24 protein-coding genes are annotated in these 19,908 nt (G+C 69.7%); 11 read left to right on the top strand and 13 right to left on the bottom strand.

Annotated features, from left to right (window positions below; genetic code table 11):
* Window positions 1-6 precede the first annotated feature (6 nt).
* The 7 genes from E3O32_RS08465 to E3O32_RS08495 form a co-directional block, all read right to left on the bottom strand.
* On the bottom strand, window positions 7-507 hold the full coding sequence (locus tag E3O32_RS08465) for a hypothetical protein (protein WP_134508511.1): 501 nt from the start codon (window positions 505-507) through the stop codon (window positions 7-9).
* Between the two features lie 35 nt (window positions 508-542).
* Window positions 543-992: an NUDIX hydrolase gene (locus E3O32_RS08470; protein ID WP_134508513.1), complete on the bottom strand. Its 450-nt coding sequence runs from the start codon at window positions 990-992 to the stop codon at window positions 543-545.
* 176 nt (window positions 993-1,168) lie between these two features.
* Window positions 1,169-1,759 carry a dihydrofolate reductase family protein gene (locus tag E3O32_RS08475; RefSeq protein WP_134508515.1) on the bottom strand — a complete coding sequence of 197 codons (591 nt, stop codon included), beginning with the start codon at window positions 1,757-1,759 and terminating at the stop codon, window positions 1,169-1,171.
* 28 nt (window positions 1,760-1,787) lie between these two features.
* Entirely contained in the window at window positions 1,788-2,165 is a 378-nt protein-coding gene (locus E3O32_RS08480) for a YciI family protein (RefSeq protein ID WP_134508517.1), read from the bottom strand.
* A gap of 78 nt (window positions 2,166-2,243) precedes the next feature.
* The gene (locus E3O32_RS17815; protein WP_338145189.1) at window positions 2,244-2,621 is read right to left on the bottom strand and encodes an acyl carrier protein; all 378 of its coding nucleotides are present in this window, start codon (window positions 2,619-2,621) and stop codon (window positions 2,244-2,246) included.
* A gap of 55 nt (window positions 2,622-2,676) precedes the next feature.
* A complete protein-coding gene (locus tag E3O32_RS08490; protein WP_241974723.1) occupies window positions 2,677-3,450 on the bottom strand; it encodes a putative protein N(5)-glutamine methyltransferase in 774 nt (257 codons plus the stop codon).
* A gap of 37 nt (window positions 3,451-3,487) precedes the next feature.
* A complete protein-coding gene (locus tag E3O32_RS08495; protein WP_134508519.1) occupies window positions 3,488-4,045 on the bottom strand; it encodes a hypothetical protein in 558 nt (185 codons plus the stop codon).
* Window positions 4,046-4,268: 223 nt separating this feature from the next.
* Here E3O32_RS08495 and E3O32_RS08500 point away from each other — a divergent pair, with 223 nt between their 5' ends.
* Complete coding sequence (locus tag E3O32_RS08500; RefSeq protein ID WP_134508521.1) at window positions 4,269-4,889, top strand: thermonuclease family protein; 621 nt, start codon at window positions 4,269-4,271, stop codon at window positions 4,887-4,889.
* A 4-nt stretch (window positions 4,890-4,893) separates the two neighbouring features.
* Here E3O32_RS08500 and E3O32_RS08505 read toward each other — a convergent pair whose 3' ends face one another.
* The 3 genes from E3O32_RS08505 to E3O32_RS08515 form a co-directional block, all read right to left on the bottom strand.
* The gene (locus E3O32_RS08505; RefSeq protein WP_134508523.1) at window positions 4,894-5,868 is read right to left on the bottom strand and encodes an SDR family NAD(P)-dependent oxidoreductase; all 975 of its coding nucleotides are present in this window, start codon (window positions 5,866-5,868) and stop codon (window positions 4,894-4,896) included.
* A 115-nt stretch (window positions 5,869-5,983) separates the two neighbouring features.
* Window positions 5,984-6,511, bottom strand: coding sequence for an adenine phosphoribosyltransferase (locus E3O32_RS08510; RefSeq protein WP_134508525.1), 528 nt, complete (start codon window positions 6,509-6,511; stop codon window positions 5,984-5,986).
* Between the two features lie 28 nt (window positions 6,512-6,539).
* Window positions 6,540-7,067: a MarR family winged helix-turn-helix transcriptional regulator gene (locus E3O32_RS08515; RefSeq protein ID WP_134508527.1), complete on the bottom strand. Its 528-nt coding sequence runs from the start codon at window positions 7,065-7,067 to the stop codon at window positions 6,540-6,542.
* A gap of 83 nt (window positions 7,068-7,150) precedes the next feature.
* Here E3O32_RS08515 and idi point away from each other — a divergent pair, with 83 nt between their 5' ends.
* Genes idi through E3O32_RS08555 form a run of 8 tightly spaced genes read left to right on the top strand, consistent with a single transcriptional unit; the run spans window position 7,151 to window position 13,249 of the window.
* Window positions 7,151-7,690: an isopentenyl-diphosphate Delta-isomerase gene (idi, locus tag E3O32_RS08520; protein ID WP_134508529.1), complete on the top strand. Its 540-nt coding sequence runs from the start codon at window positions 7,151-7,153 to the stop codon at window positions 7,688-7,690.
* Entirely contained in the window at window positions 7,680-8,729 is a 1,050-nt protein-coding gene (locus tag E3O32_RS08525) for a polyprenyl synthetase family protein (RefSeq protein WP_241974724.1), read from the top strand. Before idi ends, E3O32_RS08525 begins: the two co-directional genes overlap by 11 nt.
* Complete coding sequence (locus E3O32_RS08530; protein ID WP_134508530.1) at window positions 8,726-9,619, top strand: phytoene/squalene synthase family protein; 894 nt, start codon at window positions 8,726-8,728, stop codon at window positions 9,617-9,619. Before E3O32_RS08525 ends, E3O32_RS08530 begins: the two co-directional genes overlap by 4 nt.
* Complete coding sequence (gene crtI, locus E3O32_RS08535) at window positions 9,616-11,244, top strand: phytoene desaturase family protein (protein ID WP_134508532.1); 1,629 nt, start codon at window positions 9,616-9,618, stop codon at window positions 11,242-11,244. Before E3O32_RS08530 ends, crtI begins: the two co-directional genes overlap by 4 nt.
* Window positions 11,241-11,579, top strand: a complete 339-nt coding sequence (locus tag E3O32_RS08540) for a lycopene cyclase domain-containing protein (RefSeq protein WP_134508534.1) — start codon at window positions 11,241-11,243, stop codon at window positions 11,577-11,579. The genes crtI and E3O32_RS08540 overlap by 4 nt, the downstream gene beginning before the upstream one ends.
* A complete protein-coding gene (locus E3O32_RS08545) occupies window positions 11,576-11,881 on the top strand; it encodes a lycopene cyclase domain-containing protein (RefSeq protein ID WP_134508536.1) in 306 nt (101 codons plus the stop codon). Before E3O32_RS08540 ends, E3O32_RS08545 begins: the two co-directional genes overlap by 4 nt.
* On the top strand, window positions 11,874-12,773 hold the full coding sequence (locus E3O32_RS08550; RefSeq protein WP_134508538.1) for a prenyltransferase: 900 nt from the start codon (window positions 11,874-11,876) through the stop codon (window positions 12,771-12,773). The genes E3O32_RS08545 and E3O32_RS08550 overlap by 8 nt, the downstream gene beginning before the upstream one ends.
* A gap of 59 nt (window positions 12,774-12,832) precedes the next feature.
* Complete coding sequence (locus tag E3O32_RS08555; RefSeq protein WP_134508540.1) at window positions 12,833-13,249, top strand: RNA-binding S4 domain-containing protein; 417 nt, start codon at window positions 12,833-12,835, stop codon at window positions 13,247-13,249.
* A gap of 25 nt (window positions 13,250-13,274) precedes the next feature.
* Here the strand turns inward: E3O32_RS08555 and E3O32_RS08560 are convergent, their stop codons facing one another.
* The 3 genes from E3O32_RS08560 to E3O32_RS08570 all read right to left on the bottom strand — a co-directional run bounded on the left by E3O32_RS08560 (window position 13,275) and on the right by E3O32_RS08570 (window position 17,241).
* Entirely contained in the window at window positions 13,275-14,717 is a 1,443-nt protein-coding gene (locus E3O32_RS08560; protein WP_134508542.1) for a phytoene desaturase family protein, read from the bottom strand.
* Entirely contained in the window at window positions 14,710-16,149 is a 1,440-nt protein-coding gene (locus tag E3O32_RS08565) for a lipase maturation factor family protein (RefSeq protein ID WP_134508544.1), read from the bottom strand. The genes E3O32_RS08560 and E3O32_RS08565 overlap by 8 nt, the downstream gene beginning before the upstream one ends.
* 96 nt (window positions 16,150-16,245) lie before the next feature.
* The gene (locus E3O32_RS08570) at window positions 16,246-17,241 is read right to left on the bottom strand and encodes an LVIVD repeat-containing protein (RefSeq protein WP_134508546.1); all 996 of its coding nucleotides are present in this window, start codon (window positions 17,239-17,241) and stop codon (window positions 16,246-16,248) included.
* Between the two features lie 206 nt (window positions 17,242-17,447).
* On the opposite strand from E3O32_RS08570, the gene E3O32_RS08575 reads away from it, so the two are divergent.
* Entirely contained in the window at window positions 17,448-18,473 is a 1,026-nt protein-coding gene (locus E3O32_RS08575; RefSeq protein ID WP_134508548.1) for a LacI family DNA-binding transcriptional regulator, read from the top strand.
* 124 nt (window positions 18,474-18,597) lie between these two features.
* Window positions 18,598-19,899 (top strand): extracellular solute-binding protein, encoded by a 1,302-nt coding sequence (locus tag E3O32_RS08580; RefSeq protein WP_420898101.1) that lies wholly within the window; start codon window positions 18,598-18,600, stop codon window positions 19,897-19,899.
* Window positions 19,900-19,908 lie beyond the last annotated feature (9 nt).

The raw sequence follows: 19,908 nt of genomic DNA on the forward strand, positions 1-19,908 counted from the left end.
CGCAGGTCAGGCGCGGCGCGGTTGCCTGGGCGGCTTGGGGAAGGCATCCCTCATGTGGTCCGAGGAGAGGTAGTCGCCGACGCCGATCATGATCAGGCTGAACAGGATTTGTTCGGTGACCATCCAGAACGGGTAGAGCCCGGGGATCGCGGCGAGGACAAGGGTGATCACGGGGAAGATCTTGCTGAACAGCCGCAGGCGGGAGTAGGCCCAGTAGTACCCCTTCTGGGCGCGCCAGGCGAAGTAGAACAGCGTGAGGGTCATCGCGAGCACCACGAAGGTGCGCATCCAGACCGAGAACGGCACTGCGGACCCGCCGAGGGCGATCACGACGGCCACGACCGCTGCCGCTGCACCGAGCACGAGTTCGGCAGCGAGCAGCCAGGCGATCGCGACGAAGGCGCGCCGGGTGCGCGGGTGGTCGCGCATTTCCGGCGGGATCGTGTATTCGACGCTCCGGCCTCCCGCGACCCGGTCGACGGCGAGAAACATGGGTTCCAGGTTCATGATGCCTCCGGAACCACGGTAGCCGCTCCGGGGAGTCAGCCCAGCCGCAGCCGCAACGCCGGCCACGCCGCGGCGAAGCCCGGATGCAGCGGGAGCGCGTCGACCTCGTCGGTCGGTACCCAGCGGAGTGCGATGCTCTCCCGGTCGCTGATCACCGGTTCGAACGGCCGGTTGGCGCGCACGACCACGGTCGTGTACGACCAGAACCCGAGGTCGAGCACCGAGCTGAATTGCACGCTGACCAGGTCGGCCGGCACCCCGGCCTCCTCGCCGGCCTCGCGCAGGGCGGCCTCGAGCGCGGTCTCGTGCTCGTGCCGCGCTCCCCCGGGCAGCCCCCAGGTGTCTCCCTGGTGGCTCCAGACGGCGCGGTGCTGAAGCAGCACGCCCAGCTCCAGGTGGTGCACGAGGAGACCGGCCGCACCGAATCGCCCCCAGAACTTCCGACCGTCGGGGCCGTAGACCCAGGTGTCGCCGTTACCGCTCATCTCCCCAGCATGCGTCACCGAGCCGTGAAACGTCACAGAGGCGTGGTCTGTCACAGGGCCGTGGTCCGTCACAGAGGCGTGGTCCGTCACAGAGCCGTGGTCTGTCACAGGGCCGTGGTCCGTCACAGAGGCGTGGTCCGTCACAGAGCCGTGGTCTGTCACAGGGCCGTGGTCCGTCACAGAGGCGTGGTCCGTCGTAGAACGTCGCCGGGCGGCAGGGCGCGGTAGTGCAGGTGAACCACACCATTGTCGAAGCGGTGTTCGGCCACCAGCTGAACCCGCAGCCGCACGCCGGCCGGGTAGAACCGGGTGCCGCCGCCCACGAGGACGGGCGACACGAACTGATGGTATTCGTCGACCAGGCCGGCCTCGATCGCGAGTTTCGCGAGCCCCGGGCCGCCCACGGACAGGTCGCGGTGGGCGGTGTCCTTGAGCCGCCGGATGACGGCAGGGTCGAACTCCCGCTCGAGCCTGGTGCGCGGAGCGCTGACCGATTCGAGTGTGGTCGAGTAAACGATCTTGTCGGTCGCCCGCCAGAGCGCCGCGAAGTCCTTGATGGCCTCCGGCTCGTCGGTGTCGTCGATGGTGTCCCAAGTGGCCATCACCTCGTACATCCGGCGCCCGAACAGCTGGGTGCCGATCTCCCGCTCGAGCTCGTTGACGAAGCCGTGCACCTCCGCGTCGGGCACGCTCCAGTCGAACTTGCCGTCCGCATCCGAGACATACCCGTCGAGCGACGTGATCCCGGCGTAGATCAGCCTGGCCATGGTTCTCCCGTCGCCGGCTTCCCGGCGGTCACGGCTGGCTGTGCCATTCGCCGTCACGGAAGATGATCGCGGACGGGCGGATTTCGACGGAGCCATAGAGCGCGCCCGGGCACTGCCTGGCCCAGTCGATGGCGGCATCGAGGTCGGGAACCTCGATCACGAAGGTGCCGTTGAGCCGTTCCCGGGTGTCCGCGAACGGACCGTCCTGCACCCGGAGCGCGCCGTCGCGGACCGAGATCGTGGTCGACGCCGCCACGGGCTGCAGGATGTCGGCGGAGACCAGCACGCCCCCGGCATCCAGCGACTTCGCGTAGGCGTCGAATGCCGTCCGACCCCAGTTCATGGCTTCTTCGCTGACCTCGGCGTCGCCGGGTTCCTGGCTGATGACGAGGAGTGAGTATCGCATCGGACGTCCTTCCGCTCGAACGATAGTGACACCACTCGCACGAGTGCGCCAGCGTCGGATCCACGTGCCCGGCGCAGGTCAGCCGTGGGCGGCGACGTAGTCGACGAGTCCCTTCACCGTCGCGACCTGGCCGTAGTCCCGCTCCGGCGTGTCCACCCCGGTCGCCCGGGCGATCGTCTCGATCAGGCGCAGGAAGTCGAGGGAATCGAGCTCGAGGTCCTGGCGCAGCCTGGCGGTCTCAACTTCCGCGGCGTAGCTGAGCGAGTGGGTGGAGCCGTCGGCCCGCACGAACCGCAGGGCTTCCCGTTCCGCGTTCGGGCCGGCCGCGTGCCGGTCGACGGCCTCATCGGCGATGTTGAGCCCCCGGCCTCCCGGAAGCCCCGACAGCCCGCGCCTGGCGTCGTCCCAGGTGAAGCCGGCGCAAGTGGCGTTGTAGTCGACCAGGTTCGGCCGCACTATCAGTGCGGCCAGGCCGGTCTGGTGCTGTACTCGGTTTGACCCGGCCGGAGGGTCACCGCACAGTGCCGATGGCGACCGTGGCGCCCAGGGCCGCCGAGGTCACGACCCGAGCGGCGAACCCGGCCCGGTCGAGGATGGCGGCCGTTCCCGGGGCCTGCGCGCGGCTGGTCTCGATGAGCAGCAGGCCACCGGCCGCCAGCCAGTCCGGTGCGCCTTCGGCCACCCGGCGATGCACCTCGAGTCCGTCGGCGCCACCGTCCAGGGCAGTGCGGGTCTCGTGCAGTCGCGCCTCCCGCGGCATCGTGTCGATGGCCGAGGTGGGCACATAGGGTGCGTTGACGACCAGGAGGTGCACCGTCCCCTTGATATCCGGGGGTAACGCGTCGAAGAGGTCGCCCTCGAACACCCGGTCCGCGCCGAGGTTGCGCCGGGCGCAGCGGACGGCGACCGGGTCGATGTCGGCCGCGTAGAGCCGGGCCTCGGGATGGGCGGCGGCCACGGCCATCCCCACCGCGCCGGAGCCGCAGCACAGGTCGACGACGGTGGATCCGGGGCCGCAACGTTTGACGCCCTCCCGCACCAGCAGGCCGGTGCGGCGGCGCGGCACGAACACCCCGGGTTCGACCGCGACACGCAGTCCGCAGAACTCGGCCCAGCCCAGGATGTACTCGAGCGGTTCACCGGCAGCCCGGCGCTCGACCATCGCGTCGGCCTCCCCCGTCGTGCGCGCGGCGGCCCGGATCAGTCGGGCCTCGTCCTCGGCGAACACGCAGCCGGCCGCCCGCAGCCGGGCGACGATGAGGGCGGAGGAGCCTGGTGACGCCACGGACTCAGACTGCCAGATCAGAGGCACGGTTCGCGAGTCACCACGGGTAGGGCCGGGGGATGTCGTCCGCGTCGACGTAGTGGATGCCTCCCTCCGGGTCGAGCGGCAGTCCGGAGGCGGAATCGCGGCAGGATGCCTCCCAGACCTCCTGCCCGGACAGGGCGTGGATCTCCCCGTTCGTCACGACCCAGCCGCGCACGGCCTGGTAGGGGACGCCGCCCTCCGGCGACAGGTAGCGGGTGCCCATCTCGACGGTGTGGAGCATGAGGCTGAATGTGTCGGCGGCGCTGATCCGGCAGGTGACGTATTCGAGCAGTTCCGAGTATCCGATGCTCGGGGTGGTGCGGCCCGTGGGATCCGTGTGGAACCTCGTGTGGCCGATCGCGTCCGCGGAGACGGTCAGCTCGTGGTTGCCGTTCCCGTGGCGCTTGCCGACGAGGGCCGCGACCAGATGCTCCTGGTTGTCGTGGCGCACGGTGGTCTGGGAGCAGCCCGTGCAGTCCAGGAGGTAGAGGGGCACTGTGGCCTGGAGCTCATGGGCGGGATTCGGGGCGAGGGTCGCGTTCGAATGGCAATAAGGGCAGGTGATGTGCATGGCTGGATCCCCCTTGCTGGGGCAGCTCCTCCATCCCGATCATGCAGGATCGTCTGCCGGGCGACCGAGGTCGTCTGCCGTCAAGTTAGCAGTTGTCCCGGCCTGCCGCAGTCGGCATGAAGGGGGACAGTTGCCGGTCTGGCCGTGAGCGCCCCGGGGTTCAGAGAATGGCCGGCATCGGAGGCGCGCACCGCACGAAGGCTCGTTCGCCTAGTCTCGAGGCATGGTCAGGACGATGATGCGCGGTGCCGGGCTGCTGGTGGCGGTCGTCGCCGTCGGGGCTCTCGGTCTGCTGGCGTTCCAGCCGGGCGGTCCGCTGGGAGCGCTTCTGGACGCCAGCGACTCCGGCACGACGGTCGCGCCCTCCGTCCAGTCCGACGCGGCCGGCACGGCGCCAGGCGGTGTGCCGCCGCGCCCGTCCGACGCGGTGGCGATGACGGTCGAGCACGTGCACGACGGGGACACGCTGTTCCTCCGCACGGACCGGCCCAATGCCCTCGTTCCGTCGACGGATGCCGTCAAGGTGCGCCTGATCGGGATCGACACCCCGGAGGTCGGCGACGGCGCCGAGTGCTACGGCGACGAGGCCACCCTGGCGCTGCGCACCCTGGTGCCCGACGGGAGCACGGTGTGGATCACCGCGGACCGCGAGCCGACCGACCGGTTCGGCCGCAGCCTGTTCTACCTGTGGAGTGACGACGGACGGTTCGTCAACTTCGAGCTCGTCGAGGGCGGGGCCGCCGAATCCCTGGTCATCCCACCGAACGACGCCTACTATCCCCTGCTGCGGGCCGCGGAGGATGCCGCAACGGCGGCGGGATCCGGCAGGTGGGGCGCCTGCTGAGACTTCAGGCGAACGCGTTGATGCCGGTGAGACGCGCGGAGTAGGCCCAGAGCCAGGCCGCGGCATCCGGATCGATGGCGTGGGCGTTCACCCCGGACACCCGGGCGTCCGGGCCGTCCGGCACGGTCGCTTCGGCGATGTCGCAGTCCTCGCAGTAGACCCCGCCCCGGCCGGCGAGGAGGGGCGAGGTCGCAGCCCAGGTCGAGGTCGCCGCCCCCTGCGCCGGGGACTTGAACCGCGGGTTGACGACGCCGTCCTCGGTGATCCAGCCCGACGCGACCATCTCCGCCCGGGGCAGATGGCGCTGGAGGTCCGTCATGATGCCGCCGGGGTGCACGGCGAACGCCCGCACACCCTGCGGGGCGCCGAGCAGGTCGAGCTGGACCGCGAACAGGCTGTTGGCCGTCTTGGCCTGGCCGTACGCCACCCACTTGTCGTAGCCGGCGCGAAACTGCGGGTCGTCGAACCGGATGCCGGACAGCTTGTGACCCGTCGACGAGAGCGCCACGACCCTGGCCCCGCCGTGTGCGGCGAGCGCGGGCCAGAGCAGGTTGGTGAGCGCGTAGTGGCCCAGGTGATTGGTGGCGAACTGCGATTCCCAGCCGTCACCGACCCTGGCCTCGGGGGCCGCCATGATGGCCGCGTTGTTGATCAGGATGTCGACGCTGCGACCGGTCGCCAGGAATCGGTCGGCGAAGGCGCGCACGCTCGCCAGGTCGGCGAGGTCGAGCTCCTCGACGGCGACGGCGCCCAGACCGCGCGCGTCCAGGGCTGCCCGGGCCGCGTCGGGTCGGCGAGCGGGAACGGTCACGCGCGCTCCCGCGCCGACGAGGGCGTCGACCGTCTCGATGCCGAGGCCGGAGTAGCCACCGGTGACGATCGCGGTGCGACCGGCCAGGTCGATCCCGTCAAGGACCTCTGCCGCGGTGGAGCCCGGCCCGAAACCGGAGTGGAGACTGTGTTGCGCTGTGTTCGTCATCCCTCCAGCGTATCCACGACGGCGGGACGGGCAGGTCGGGTCAGGTCAGGTCAGGGCAGGTCAGGTCAGGTCAGGTCAGGTCAGGGCAGGTCAGGTCAGGGCAGGTCAGGTCAGGTCAGAGAGCCACGATGGCATGCACCGCGGCGTCGCCGAGGCGGCCGCGGCCCGCGAGCTCGGTGAGCTCGAGCACCACGCCCACGCCGGCCAGGGCGTAGCCGGCGCGCTCGATCAGACGGGAGGTCGCGGCGATCGTGCCGCCCGTGGCCAGCACGTCGTCCAGGACGAGCACCCGGGACCCGGCAGCGAGCTGGCCGATTTCGAGTTCGAGGCAGGCCGAACCGTATTCCAGGTCGTATTCCTCGCTCAGGACGGCGCCGGGAAGTTTGCCGCCCTTGCGCACGGCGAGCACCGCGACGTCGGCCGCGTAGCCGACGGCCGCGGCGAGCAGGAAGCCGCGCGCCTCGATGCCGGCGACGGCGTCGAACTCCCCCGCGAACCGGCCGGCGAGCTCATCGATGAGGGCGCGGAATGCGGCGGCATCGGCGAAGACGGGGTTCAGGTCGCGGAACAGGATGCCCGGCTGGGGGAAGTCCGGATAGGAGGCGAGGAGGGTGGTGACATGGGTTGCTGCGGGAGTCGGCACTGATCCAGCGTAGGCGATGCCGGTCAGGCTAGTGCGGCCGCGCGGGCGAGGAGGACTCGTCCGGCGTCATCGCTGCGCCCAGCTCCCGCAGGAATCCGATCACGGCACGCCGGTCGGCGACGCTCAACTCGTCCGCGACGTCGATCATCCGCTGGTGCACCCCGCCCAGCGCCCGCTTGACCTCCCGGTGGGCCCGCGGGCTCACGTGCACGACCTGGGCTCGCCGATCGACGGCGTGCGGTTCCCGGCTGATGTGACCGGAGCTTGCCAGCCTGGACAGAAGTTTGGCCGTGGCAGCCGAGGTGATCCCGAGGCGGGCGCTTAGCTCGGTCGGGCCGATCGACTCCCCCGCGCGCTCGGCCCTGATCAGGTGGCGAATGGCGAGCAGGTCCGTTTCGTTGATGGCGAGCGCGGCCTGCGTGCGGCGACGCATGGAGGCATCCATTCCGCGGAATTCGCGAACCGCCTTCAACACTGCGCCGGCGCTGTCGGGGCCGTCACCGTGCATGCCGTCCCAATAGGCGCCCGGCGCTGGCGAGGCTGCTGGTGATGACATTCCCCCATGCTAGCCTCACAACTAGCTAACCTAGTTAGATACTTTTCCGAGTATCGTGGATCCAAGGACAGAAAGGGGCGGTCATGGCGCAGATCGAACTGCTCGCGGAACAGGTTGTGCTCGTCGATGAGACCGGATCAGCCATCGGAACGGCCCCGAAGAGCACCATCCACGGTCCCGACACCCCCCTCCACCTTGCGTTCTCCTGCTACGTGCTGAATCCGCTCGGACAGGTGCTCATCACCCGCCGGGCCCTGGCCAAGAAGACCTGGCCCGGAGTGTGGACCAATTCGTTCTGCGGACACCCGCTCCCCCATGAATCGATACCCGACGCCATCGACCGCCGTGCCCGGTTCGAACTCGGCCTCGACCTCGACGACGTCACGGTGACCCTCCCCGATTTCCGCTACCGCGCGGTGGACAGCAGCGGAATCGTAGAAAACGAGATCTGCCCGGTCTACCTCGCCATCGCCAGCGGGGACCCGATTCCGAACCCCGACGAGGTCGTGGAGTTCGCCTGGGTCGACCCGGCCACGCTCCGCCGCTCGGTCCTGGACCTGCCGTGGGCGTTCAGCCCCTGGCTGGGACTTCAATTGAAGGAGCTGACCGGCTTTGCTACCTGACATCGCGACCATCGGGGTCGGCACGGAACTGGAACGATTCTTCGCCGCGTCCCGGCTGCGTGCGAGTGACTACGGCGAGCACTACGTCGCGCTCTGGGACTGCCTGGAACAGGCCAGCACCGGAGGAAAACGAGTGCGACCCGCGCTCGTCCTGGCCGCGTTCACCGGACTCGGCGGCACCGACCTCAGCCTCGCCACACCGGTCGCGGTGAGCTTCGAACTGCTGCACACCGCCTTCGTCATCCACGACGACGTGATCGACCGCGACCTGGCCCGGCGCGGCGTGGCCAACATCGCCGGCCGGTTCACCGAACGGGCGCTCGCTCACGGGGCAGTGAGCACCCAGGCGGACACCTGGGCCGCCACCGCCGCCATCCTCGCCGGCGACCTTGCCCTCAGTGAGGCCCATCGGGCCCTGGCGATGCTGCCGGTCGAACGGGAACTCCGCGGCCGGCTGCTCGACCTGCTCGACCGCGCCGTGTTCGTCAGCGCCGCGGGCGAACTGGCCGACGTAACGAACACGACGTCGAAGCAACCGCTGTCGGTCGAACAGGTGGTCTTCACCCTCGAGCAGAAGACGGCCGTGTACTCGTTCGAGGCCCCGCTGCAGGCCGGGGCCGTCCTGGCCGGCGCGTCGACGGAGGCAATCAGCGTGCTGGGGCAATTCGGCCGGCTGATCGGCGTGGCCTTCCAGCTGACCGACGACATCCTCGGTGTGTTCGGTGACCCGGCGAAGACGGGCAAGAGCGTGGTCTCCGACCTGCGCGAGGGCAAGCAGACCGCCCTGACCGCCCACGCCGGCGCGACCGCGGCCTGGCCCGACATCGCGCCGTTCATCGGCAAGGCCGACCTTTCCGAGGAGGAGGCAGCGGAGGTGAGGCAGCGACTGCGGGACTGCGGGGCGCTCGACGCCGCGGATGAACTGGCCCGGAGCCACGCCGACCGCGCCGTCGCCGCCCTCGATACCCCGGTCATCCCGGAGCCGTTGCGCAGCCACCTCACGACGCTGGCCAGCACGGCCGTGAATCGCACGCGATGAGCCGCCGCACCCCCGCACCGAAGACCGAGATCGGCATCTACAACCGGGCGGCCCGCGCCAGCTCGGCGACAGTGATCGGCCACTACTCCACCTCGTTCGGCCTGGCCGCACGCCTGCTGGAACCCCGCGTGCGCAGCCAGGTCCGCACCATCTACGCCCTGGTGCGGATCGCCGACGAGATCGTCGACGGAGCGGCCAGCCAGGCCGGACTGAGCGTCGATGAGCAGCGGGCGCTGCTCGACGGCCTCGAACGGGAAACGACCCAGGCCATCACCCGCGGTTTCAGCACCAACCTGGTCGTGCACGCCTTCGCCGCCACCGCACGGGAGACCGGGATCGAAACCGGCCTGATCGCGCCGTTCTTCGCCTCGATGCGCCGGGACCTCGACCAGACCCCGTTCGACGCGGTCGGCGTGGCCGAATACATCTACGGTTCCGCCGAGGTGATCGGGCTGATGTGCCTGCGCTGCTTCATCCAGGACACGCCGCGCACGCAGGCCGACCTCGCCGTGCTGGAGACCGGCGCCCGCAGCCTCGGCGCCGCGTTCCAGAAGGTGAACTTCCTCCGGGACCTGGCCGCGGACCGGGACGCCCTCGGCCGCAACTACTTCCCCGGAGTGAGCATGCTCACGATGACGGACGAGGAGAAGAACGTGCTCCTCGATGACATGGACGCGGACCTCGCCGCGGCCGAACGGGTGCTCCCGATGCTTCCACGGGGAAGCCGGCGCGCCGTCACCGCGGCCCACGGGCTGTTCGCCCGCCTGTCCACCAAACTGCGGGCAACCCCCGCACGAGAATTGATGAGCGCCCGAGTGCGGGTGCCGGATCCGGAGAAGATCATGATTGCCCTCGGCGCATCGTTCGGCCCCCAGGCGTGGAAACGATGACGAACGGAACCCCGCACACAGTCGTCATCGGCGGTGGTATCGCGGGGCTCGCCAGCGCCGCCCTGCTCGCCCGGAACGGCCACGACGTCACCCTGCTCGAGGCGCAGGACGGCCTCGGCGGACGCGCCGGCTCCTGGAACGTCGACGGCTTCCGGTTCGAGACCGGGCCGAGCTGGTATCTGATGCCGGAGGTGTTCGACCACTTCTTCCGCCTCTTCGGCACGAGCACGGCCGAGCAGTTCACCCTGACCCGGCTCGACCCCGGCTACCGGGTCTACTTCGAGGACCAGCCGGAGCCGGTCGACATCGCCGCCGACCGGGCCGACAACATCCGTCTCTTCGAACGCCTGGAGCCCGGTGGCGGCGCGGCGCTCGACCGGTACCTCGTCTCGGCAAAAGAGACCTACGAGATGGCCGTGAAACGCTTCCTCTACACCACCTTCGCGTCGTTCCGGCCCCTGCTGGTGCCGGATGTGCTGGCGCGGCTCGGCCGGTTGGCACGCCTGCTCCTGCAGCCGCTGGACAAGTTCGCGGCCGGCTATCTGAAGGACCCGCGGTTGCGGCAGATCCTCGGCTACCCGGCCGTGTTCCTCGGCTCCTCCCCCGACCAGACCCCGTCGATGTACCACCTGATGAGCCATCTCGACCTCGCCGACGGGGTGCTCTACCCGCAGGGCGGCTTCACCAGGCTGATCGACAGCATCGCCGACATCGCCGTGGCGGAGGGCGTCCAGGTGATCACCGGCGCCCGGGTGACCCGGATCCGCACCACGGACGGCGTGAAGAGCGCCGTGACCGGGGTCAGTTACCAGACATTCGACGGCACCATCGTCGAGTTGGACGCCGACCAGGTCGTTTCCGCCGCCGACCTGCACCACACCGAGACCGAGCTCGTGCCGGCCGGCAAGCAGACCTACCCCGAGCGCTGGTGGCAGAAGCGGGTATCGGGGCCGGGCGCCGTGCTGGTGATGCTCGGCATCCGGGGCGAACTGCCCCAGCTCGAGCACCACACCCTGTTCTTCACCAGGGACTGGGGCGAGAACTTCGGCCGGATCTTCGGCAAGAAGCCGAGCGTCGCCTCGCCGGCGTCGTTCTACGCCTGCCTGCCCAGCGTGACCGACCCCGGAGTGGCCCCGGACGGGTACTCGAACATGTTCCTCCTGGTGCCGATTCCCGCCGACCCCGGCCTCGGCCGCGGCGGCGTCGACGGCGCCGGCTCCGCGGCGATCGAGAAGATCGCCGACGACACGATCGCCCAGCTCAGCGAGTGGGCGGGGATCCCCGACCTGGCCGAACGGATCGTGGTGCGGCGCACGGTGGGCCCGGCCGATTTCGCGGAGGACCTCAACTCCTGGCACGGCGGCGCCCTCGGCCCCGCGCACACCCTGCGTCAGAGCGCGTTCCTGCGCGGCTCGAACGCCTCCTCGAAGATCGACGGCCTGTTCTACGCGGGCGGTACGACGATCCCCGGGATCGGCCTGCCGATGTGCCTGATCAGTGCCGAGATCCTGCTCAAGCGGGTTCGAGCGGACACGAGCACGGGGCCGCTGCCGGAACCGCTTGCGCGGCCTCGGCCGGCAGCGGCGCCGAAAACGCCGTCGCCGACGCAGTCCAAAACGCAGTGACGTTCGCCTACCTGCTCACCCTGCTCGTGTCGCTCGGCGCGATGGTGCTGCTCGACCGGCGCTTCCGGCTGTTCTTCTGGCGGGGACCGAAACGCGCCGCGATCGTGCTGGGTGCCGGCCTGGTGTTGTTCCTGGCCTGGGACCTGGCCGGGATCGGCCTCGGCATCTTCTACCGAGGCGAGACGACGCTGATGACGGGCCTGCAGCTGGCCCCTGAGCTGCCGCTGGAGGAGTTCTTCTTCCTCGCCTTCCTCTGTTACCTGACGATGAACGCCGTGCAGGGCGCGCGGCTGCTGCGGGACGCGCGCACCGCGAGGCTGCGGCCGCACCGGTGACCTACCTGCTGCTGAACGCCGTGTTCCTCCTCGTTGCCGCCGTGGTCGCCGCCGTCGCAGTCCGGCTCCGGCCCGGGTACCGGCGGATCCTGCCGTCACTGGCGATCGCGCTCCTCGGCGTGCTGGTGCTCACAGCGGTCTTCGACAACATTATGATCGGGATCGGGCTGGTCGATTACGATCCGGACCGGATCAACGGGCTCCGCCTCGGCCTTGCCCCGATCGAGGATTTCGCCTACCCGGTCGCCGCGGCGCTCCTGCTGCCGGCGCTCTGGGCACTGTTGGGGAGAACGGATGACTGAGATGGCCACGTCGACGCTGTGGAAGACCCGGCAGGTGCTGCTGTCCTCCCGCCCACTGAGCTGGATCAACACCGCGTTCCCGTTCGCGGCCGCCTACGTCGTGACGACCGGGCGGGTGGATGCCCTCCTCGTGGTGGGCACCCTGTTCTTCCTGATCCCCTACAACCTGCTGATGTACGGCATCAATGACGTCTTCGACTACGAATCCGACCTGCGCAACCCGCGCAAGGGCGGTGTCGAGGGGGCGATGCTCGACCCGGGCCTGCACCGCACCGTGCTTGCGGCCGGGGTGCTGACGGCGGTGCCCGTGCTCGTCGCGATGCTCGTGCTCGCCGGGGCGCAGCATCCGTTGTCCTGGCTCGTGCTGGCGATCAGCCTGTTCGCGGTCGTGGCCTATTCGGTGCCCGGGCTTCGGTTCAAGGAACGTCCGTTCGTGGATTCGATGACCTCGAGCACGCACTTCGTGAGCCCGGCGGTGTACGGCCTCATCGTCGCCGGAGCCACCGTCACCCCCGGCCTGCTGGCCCTCCTCGTGGCCTTCTTCTTCTGGGGCATGGCCAGCCACGCCTTCGGCGCGGTGCAGGATGTCGTACCGGACCGGGAGGGCGGGATCGCCTCGATCGCCACCGCCCTCGGTGCGGCACGCACCGTGCGTCTCGCGATCGCCCTCTGGGCCGTTGCCGGGCTGCTGATGCTGGGCGCCGGCTGGCCGGGAGCCCTCGCCGTCGTGCTCGCGGTGCCCTACATCGTGGCGGCCTGGCCATTCCGGTCGATCACGGACGGCCGCGCGGAGGCCGCCAACGCCGGCTGGAAGCGATTCCTCTGGCTCAACTTCGTCACCGGCTTCCTCGTCACGATGCTGCTCATCGGCTGGGTGCTGGTCGGCCGCTGAACCGGCCCCGCTGCGGCGCCCCGGCGTGGTCGCCGAGTCCGTGGTCGTAGAGTCGAGGGATGGACCCCGTGATGACCGCCCGCGTCGACAGCTGGACCTGGGCGGTGCGCATGTTCAAGACCCGTTCGTCCGCCACGGCCGCCTGCCGGGCCGGGCACGTGCGGGTGAACGGCGACCGCGCCAAGTCGGCGCAGCCCGTGCGGATCGGTGACGAGGTGCGGGTGCGCAGCAACGGTTTCGACCGCATCCTGATCGTCTCCCGGATCGTCAGCAAGCGGGTGGGTGCCGCGGTGGCCGTCGAGTGCTTCGTCGACCAGACTCCCCCGCCGCCGCCCCGCGAAGAGGTGGCCCTGGTGCCGATGCGCGACCGCGGTGCCGGGCGGCCGACGAAGCGCGAGCGGCGGGACATCGACAAGCTGCGCGCCACCCGGCTGGGCGAGCCGGGCGAAGCCTCCTGGCTGCCCGACGACGACTGAGCGCCGAGGCCCGGTGCCAGGCGGTTCACGGCGCCAGGGCGGGCGATTCCCGGATGCCGAACTCGTCGCGCAGGACAAGGGTGGCCGCGTGCCAGCCGTTCATGCCGTGTACGGCCGGTCCGGGCGGCGTCGATGCCGAGCAGAGGTAGAGGCCGGGCACGGGCGTCTTCCACGGCCGGGTCGACACCACCGGCCGTTTGACGAGTTGCCGCAGGGTGACCTGCCCGCCGAGGATGTCCCCGCCGACGAGGTTCGGGTCGACCTGGCTCATCCCCCGCGCGGTGGAGGATGCGGTCGCCAGGATGGTGTCCCGGAACCCGGGCGCGAACTCCTCGATCCGCCGCACGATGGCCTCCGACCGGTCGGCATCCGACCCCGGCGGAACATGCGTGTAGGCCCAGAGCACCTGCCGTCCGTTCGGCGCCCTGGTCGAGTCGAGCACGCTCGGCTGGGTGACCAGCACGAACGGGTGCTCCGGCAACCGCCCGCGCGCCACCTCCCGTTCCGCTCCGATCACGTCGGCCCGGCTGCCGCCGAGGTGAACCGTCGGCGCGAGGACGAGCTCGGGGTTCGCCCACGGTACCGGGCCGGACAGGGCGACGTCGAGCTTCGCGATCCCGCTGCCGTAGTGGAAGCGTGCCAGCGCCCGCCGGTACCCGGTCGGCAGGGAATCCCCGGCGAACCGGTCCAGGAAGGCCGGTGAGGTGTCGAGCAGGGTCACCCGGGCCGGCGCCAGATCGCCGGGGACCCGCACCTCCCGGCCGAGGTCGAACCGGCCCCCGTGCACGATGATGTCGGCGACCATCGCGTCGGCAATGGCCTGCGACCCGCCGACCGGGTAGCCCCAGCCGGCCGCGTGGGCGTGAGCGGCGAGGAGCAGCCCGGCGCCGGCGGTGGCCAGCGACGGCTGGCGCCCGGGCGCGTGTGCGGCCACCCCGGCGAACAGTGCCTGCGCCGACTCGCCGCGGAGGATCCCGCGCTGGAGTTCCGTGCCGAGGCCTGCGACCCGCAGGCCGAAGACGAGGGCAGCGACCGGGTCGTCGGGCCAGCGGAGCAGCTGGTTGCCAGTCAGGGCGACGACGCCGTCGAGGCGGTTGAGCACCGGCTGGAACAGCCGGGCCCAGGCGTGTCCGCCCCGACCGAGTCCGTCCGCCGTGCGGTCCAGGCTGCGGTAGGCCACGGCCGCCCGCGCGGCGTCGAGGGGATGCGCGTAGGACACCTCCGGGATGATGAACGGCACTCGGGCGGTGAGCCCGAACGCGAGGAAGAACGGGGAGGCGAGCGCCGCCGGGTGCACCGCCGAGCCGACGTCGTGCCGGAACCCGGGCAGGGTCAGTTCTTCGGTGCGGAGCGCCCCGCCGGCCGTTCCGGCCAGCTCGGTGACGTGCACAGAGAGCCCCGCCCTGGCCAGCACCACCGCCGCGGCGAGCCCGTTGGGCCCGGCCCCCACGACGTTGACGTCAGGCACGGGCCCGACCGGCGAGGGACACCGGCGCGACGAGGAGGCCGACCTCCGATCGAATCCACCAGTCGTGGGAGGCCCGGCGTTCCGCCGGGGTCGAAAACCGGTACAGGTAGACGCGGGCGCGGATCTGCCGGGGCGGGGCATCCGGGAACGGGTTCACCCGCAGCATCCGCAGGGTGGGGCGGTCGCCCTCGAGCAGCCGGACCAGGAAGGTCTCGAACCAGCGGGTGTCGCGTGCGCCCAGGGCGAGGAACCACATGAGCCAGTCCAGGCGCAGGTGGTAGGGAGCGAATTGGCGCGGCATCCGCCCCGGTGCCCCCGGCTTGCCCCGGAACTCGTAGGCGAGCCAGCCGGTCTCGTCGCCAGGGTCGGCCGCGTCGCTGCCCTCGACGACAACCTCGAACCGTTCCCTGGTGACCGTGCCGAAGGCACCGTAGGCGTTCACCAGGTGGTAGCGGTTGAAGCTTGCGTTCATCAGCTGCCGGCGGGCGAACAGGTTGCGGAAGGGCCGGTAGCTGAGCACCAGCAGGAAGAGCGTGGCGGCCAGCACCACCGCGACGAACCAGATCGGTGCGGCCGGGGACTCGGCCGGCGCCGGGATCCCGGGCAGCACGGCGCGGAACGCGTTGTCGTCGATGGCGGAGAAGGCGAGCACGATCGTGACCCAGTTCAACCAGGCGAAGTTGCCGGTGAACACGAGCCAGAGCTGGGTCAGCACGATGACCACGGCGGCGACGGATGCGACCGGTTGGGGCGCGAAGAGCAAGAACGGCACCACGAGCTGCGCGAAGTGATTGCCGATGACCTCGCCGCGGTGGAACCACTTCGGCAGGTTGTGCACGAACCAGCTGACCGGGTTCGGCATCGGCTGGGTCTCGTGGTGGTAGAACAGTGCGGTCAGGTCGCGCCACTCCCGCCCGCCGCGGATCTTGATCATCCCGGCGCCGAATTCGAGCCGGAACAGCAGCCAGCGGCAGAAGATGATCACGGTGATCGGCGGGGCGACCTCGTTCGAACCGAGGAAGGCCATCACGAAGCCGGCCTCGAGCAGCAGGCTCTCCCAGCCGAACGAGTAGAACGTCTGGCCGACGTTGACGATGGACAGGTAACCGGCCCAGAGCAGCAGGAAGGCGACCAGCGGCAGCCAGGGCGGTCCGAGCTGCGGCAGCCCGGCCACCAGCAGGGCGGACAGGGCCGCGCCGGACCAGGCCAGGACCCGCAGCATCCGGTCGGAGTACCGCCAGTGGAACAGGCTCGGCGACTGCCGGAAAGTGATGCGGGAGACGAATCCCGGCACGGGGAGCAGACCGTGCTCTCCGAGCAGGGCCGGGAATTGGTTGACGGCCGAGATGAAGCCGATCAGGTAGCACGCGGCAACGCCGCGCTGCAAAACCTGCCGCGCGATCTCGTAGTCTCCCGCAGTGAACCAGTCCATGGTGGATTCACCATAGGCCTGCCCGCAGCGGCCTTCAATGGGTTCCGGGGCCCGGGCGGGTCGAGGGCGGACTCCCCCGTTCCCGGCACACCTGCCCTACCTTTGGACGCGCACGATCTCGTAGGCCACGGAGTCTGTGCCCGGGGTTCCGAACCGCGCGTTGACGGCGTACAGGTCGCCGCGCGGACCGAAGTCGATGGTGGTGGGGACGTCGAAATCAGGATCCGTGAGGGTACGGACGAACCTCGCCTCCGTTCCGTCCGAGGACAGGCGGAATTGGGCGATGCTGTTCTCGCGGTTCTGGACGACGTAGAGCGTGCGGCCCTGGAGCAGCAGCCCATCGGCGGCGGTCACGTCACCACCCGTGATTGTGATCCGGGTGGCCTCACCGTTGGACACGTCGACCAGGTACAGGGCGCTGCCCGAGCCGTCCGGATCGGCGGACTGCCCCAGGATGAGAGTGTCCTCGTCGAACACGGCGATGCCGTTCCCGTTGAAGGAGCCTGGAGGTGCGAGCGCGAAGTCACCGCCGAGCGGGATCTCCCGCGGCTCGCCGACGGTGTCTCCGTCCACCGGGAGCGCATAGATCACGGCCCGCTGGGAGTCGGTGAAGTAGGCGGTGTCGCCGGCGACGGTGAGGTCATTCACGAACCCGGCTTCCGGGATGTGGCGAACCGCGACCTCCTTGCCGGACCGGTGATCGTAGGCGCGGAGTTCGCCTGAGGGCCCGCCGGCGACGAGGAGCAGAGGACCGGCGATCTTGAGGCCGACCGCCGGGTCGCCGTCGGCAGCGACCAGGGGTGCGGTTTGACCGGTTCGGAGGTTCGCGGTGACTATCGTGCCGTCGACCAGGGAGCCGGCATAGGCCGTGTTCCCCTTCACCACGATTCCCTCCGGCCGGAAGCCGAGATCGCCGGCGACAGCGTCGTTGGGCAGGGTGATGGTTTCGGGAAAGCGCGTCTGGCGGTCGTTCGAATCGTCGGCCAGCGCCGGGGACGCGACGGCGAAGGAGAGCCCGATCACGGCCGCAGCGATCGCGATGCGGCCGGGCGTGGATCGATGTATCGGGTGAGAGCGAACAGCGGTTTTCATGTTGACTCCTGAGGTTCCGATGGGTGGGAATACCGTGACACCTGCTCATGATATCAAGCTGAGAAATCATCAGGAATGGCAGCGGATGGCTCGTGGGCCGCGACTGCGGGAAATCTTCTTGACGCCGTCGACTAAACCGGTATAGTTAACTAAACCGGTTCAGTCCGCGGTTGCAATCCGCGGCTGGCGATCAATGAGGAGACCCCGTGAGTGCTGACAAGGTGACCATCGCCGATGTGGCCAGGACCGCCGGCGTGAGCAAGGGTCTTGTCTCCTTCGCCCTGAACAACCGACCGGGCGTCGGCGCGGAAACCCGGGTGCGCATCCTCCAGGTTGCCCAGGACCTGGGCTGGAAGCCGTCGCTGCGGGCTCGTTCGCTCTCCACCCAGCGTTCATTCGCGCTCGGCCTGGTGATCGCCCGGAACCCGGAGGTTCTCGCCTCCGACCCATTCTTCCCGTCGTTCATCGCCGGCGTCGAATCGATCCTCTCCACCGAACGCCGGGCCCTCGTGCTCAGCGTGGTGCCCGACGAGGAGACCGAGCTGCAGACCTACCGGTCGCTGGTCGCCGACGGGCGGGTGGACGGGGTCTTCCTCAGCGACCTGCGCCACAACGACGCCCGCATCCCGCTACTCACCGAACTGGGCCTGCCCGCGGTCACCCTCGGCCGCCCCGACGGTGACAGCCCGTACCCCGCGGTCACCGTCGATGACACACCGGGGGTCACGGCATCCGTTCGCTACCTCGCGGAGCTCGGTCACCGCAGGATCGCGCACGTCGCCGGCAGCCCGAACCTGCTGCACGGCACCCGTCGCCGCGAGGCCTTCGCGGCGGCGATGGCGGCCGCCGGGCTGCCGGAGGGGCAGACCGTGGAGACCGACTTCTCGGTGGGGGCCGGCTCGGACGCCACCCGCCGGCTGCTCGGCCAGGCGATCCGGCCGACCGCCATCGTCTACGCCAACGACCCGATGGCGATCGCCGGCCTCGGCGTGGCGCACGAGCTCGGCATCCGGATTCCGGAGGACCTCTCGATCACCGGTTTCGACGACATCGACTTCTGCCGCTATGTGTTCCCGCCGCTGACCACCGTCAGCGCCGCGCCCGCGGTATGGGGCCGCGCCGCGGCGACGACCCTGCTTCACCTGATGGAGCACGGCCGCGCGGATGACGTGGACCTGCCGGCCGCCAGGCTCATCATCCGCGGCTCGGCCGCTCCGCCGGCCCGGCACTGACCGGCGCTCACCGACCCCGGCCCGCACCGACTTACCCGCTTACCCGCTTACCCGCCGTACCACCTACCGACCCACGAATGTACCCGCAGCAGGGCTGCTGCGATCCAAGGAAATGGAGAAAGAAATGCACAGCAAGGGATTGACCCGGCGGATCCTCGCCGTCACGGCCGCTTCGGCCACCGTGGTACTGGCGCTCGGCGCCTGCGCCTCCGGCGGGACGAGTGGCGACGCCGGAACGGCGCGCGGCCCGATCACGATCTGGTACTCGAACAACTCGAGCGAGATCGAGTGGGGCAAGCAGATGGTGACGGCCTGGAACGCAGACCACCCGAACGAAAAGGTCAAGGCGCAGGAGATTCCGGCCGGCAAGAGCAGCGAGGAAGTCATCGGCGCTGCGATCACCGCCGGGAACGCCCCCTGCCTGATTTACAACACCGCCCCCGTGGCCGTGCCGCAGTTCCAGAAGCAGGGTGGACTCGTCGACCTGAGCAGCTTCAAGGATGGCGCCTCCTACATCGAAGACCGCAGCGGTGACAACGCCGCGCAGTACAAGAGCGATGACGGCAAGTTCTACCAGATGCCGTGGAAGTCCAACCCCGTGATGATCTTCTACAACAAGGACATGTTCACCAAGGCCGGGCTCGACGCCGAGAACCCGTCGCTGGCCACCTACGACGAATTCCTGGCCACTGCCCGCACCCTCGTCTCAAGCGGCGCGGCCAAGAACGCGATCTTCCCGTCGCCGACGAGCGAGTTCTACCAGAGCTGGTTCGACTTCTACCCGCTCTACGCCGCCGAGAGCGGCGGCACGCAGCTGGTCGAGAACGGCAAGGCCACCTTCGATGACGCCACCGGCGTGAAGGTCGCCGAGTTCTGGAAGACCCTGTACACCGAGGGTCTCGCGAGCAAGGAGAAGTACCAGAGCGACTCCTTCGCTGACGGCGTCGCCGCCATGTCGATCGTCGGCCCGTGGGCCGTGCCGGTCTACAAGGACAAGGTCAACTGGGGTGCGGTGCCCGTTCCCACCAGCGCGGGCACTGCGGCCGACAAGACCTACACGTTCAGTGATGCCAAGAACGTCGCGATGTACTCGTCGTGCAAGAACCAGGCCACCGCCTGGGACGTGCTGAAGTTCTCGACCAGCAAGGCTCAGGACGGCCAGCTCCTCGACCTGACCGGCCAGATGCCGATCCGCGCCGACCTGCCGACCGCGTACCCGGCGTACTTCACGGCCAACCCGGCCTACCTGCAGTTCGGTGACCAGGCCGCTCGCACGGTCGAGGTTCCCAACGTGTCCAACTCGGTCGAGGTGTGGCAGGACTTCCGCGACGCCTACTCCAAGTCGGTCATCTTCGGCGAGGGTGACGTGAAGAAGTCCCTTGCCGGCGCAGCCGAGAAGATCAACCAGTTGGTCGCGACGAAGTAGCGACTGCCG

Source organism: Cryobacterium mannosilyticum, assembly GCF_004402705.1.
In the GTDB taxonomy this organism is placed as follows: domain Bacteria; phylum Actinomycetota; class Actinomycetes; order Actinomycetales; family Microbacteriaceae; genus Cryobacterium; species Cryobacterium mannosilyticum.

Coding starts and splice junctions, on each gene's coding strand:
- E3O32_RS08495 (WP_134508519.1), bottom strand. CDS start 4,045: ATGCACATCACCTGCCCTTATTGCCATTCGAACGCGACCCTCGCCCCG.
- E3O32_RS08505 (WP_134508523.1), bottom strand. CDS start 5,868: ATGACGAACACAGCGCAACACAGTCTCCACTCCGGTTTCGGGCCGGGC.
- idi (WP_134508529.1), top strand. CDS start 7,151: ATGGCGCAGATCGAACTGCTCGCGGAACAGGTTGTGCTCGTCGATGAG.
- E3O32_RS08570 (WP_134508546.1), bottom strand. CDS start 17,241: ATGAAAACCGCTGTTCGCTCTCACCCGATACATCGATCCACGCCCGGC.
- E3O32_RS08550 (WP_134508538.1), top strand. CDS start 11,874: ATGACTGAGATGGCCACGTCGACGCTGTGGAAGACCCGGCAGGTGCTG.
- E3O32_RS08500 (WP_134508521.1), top strand. CDS start 4,269: ATGGTCAGGACGATGATGCGCGGTGCCGGGCTGCTGGTGGCGGTCGTC.
- E3O32_RS08470 (WP_134508513.1), bottom strand. CDS start 992: ATGAGCGGTAACGGCGACACCTGGGTCTACGGCCCCGACGGTCGGAAG.
- E3O32_RS08475 (WP_134508515.1), bottom strand. CDS start 1,759: ATGGCCAGGCTGATCTACGCCGGGATCACGTCGCTCGACGGGTATGTC.
- E3O32_RS08480 (WP_134508517.1), bottom strand. CDS start 2,165: ATGCGATACTCACTCCTCGTCATCAGCCAGGAACCCGGCGACGCCGAG.
- E3O32_RS08580 (WP_420898101.1), top strand. CDS start 18,598: ATGCACAGCAAGGGATTGACCCGGCGGATCCTCGCCGTCACGGCCGCT.
- E3O32_RS08555 (WP_134508540.1), top strand. CDS start 12,833: ATGGACCCCGTGATGACCGCCCGCGTCGACAGCTGGACCTGGGCGGTG.
- E3O32_RS08465 (WP_134508511.1), bottom strand. CDS start 507: ATGAACCTGGAACCCATGTTTCTCGCCGTCGACCGGGTCGCGGGAGGC.
- crtI (WP_134508532.1), top strand. CDS start 9,616: ATGACGAACGGAACCCCGCACACAGTCGTCATCGGCGGTGGTATCGCG.
- E3O32_RS08530 (WP_134508530.1), top strand. CDS start 8,726: ATGAGCCGCCGCACCCCCGCACCGAAGACCGAGATCGGCATCTACAAC.
- E3O32_RS08515 (WP_134508527.1), bottom strand. CDS start 7,067: ATGTCATCACCAGCAGCCTCGCCAGCGCCGGGCGCCTATTGGGACGGC.
- E3O32_RS08565 (WP_134508544.1), bottom strand. CDS start 16,149: ATGGACTGGTTCACTGCGGGAGACTACGAGATCGCGCGGCAGGTTTTG.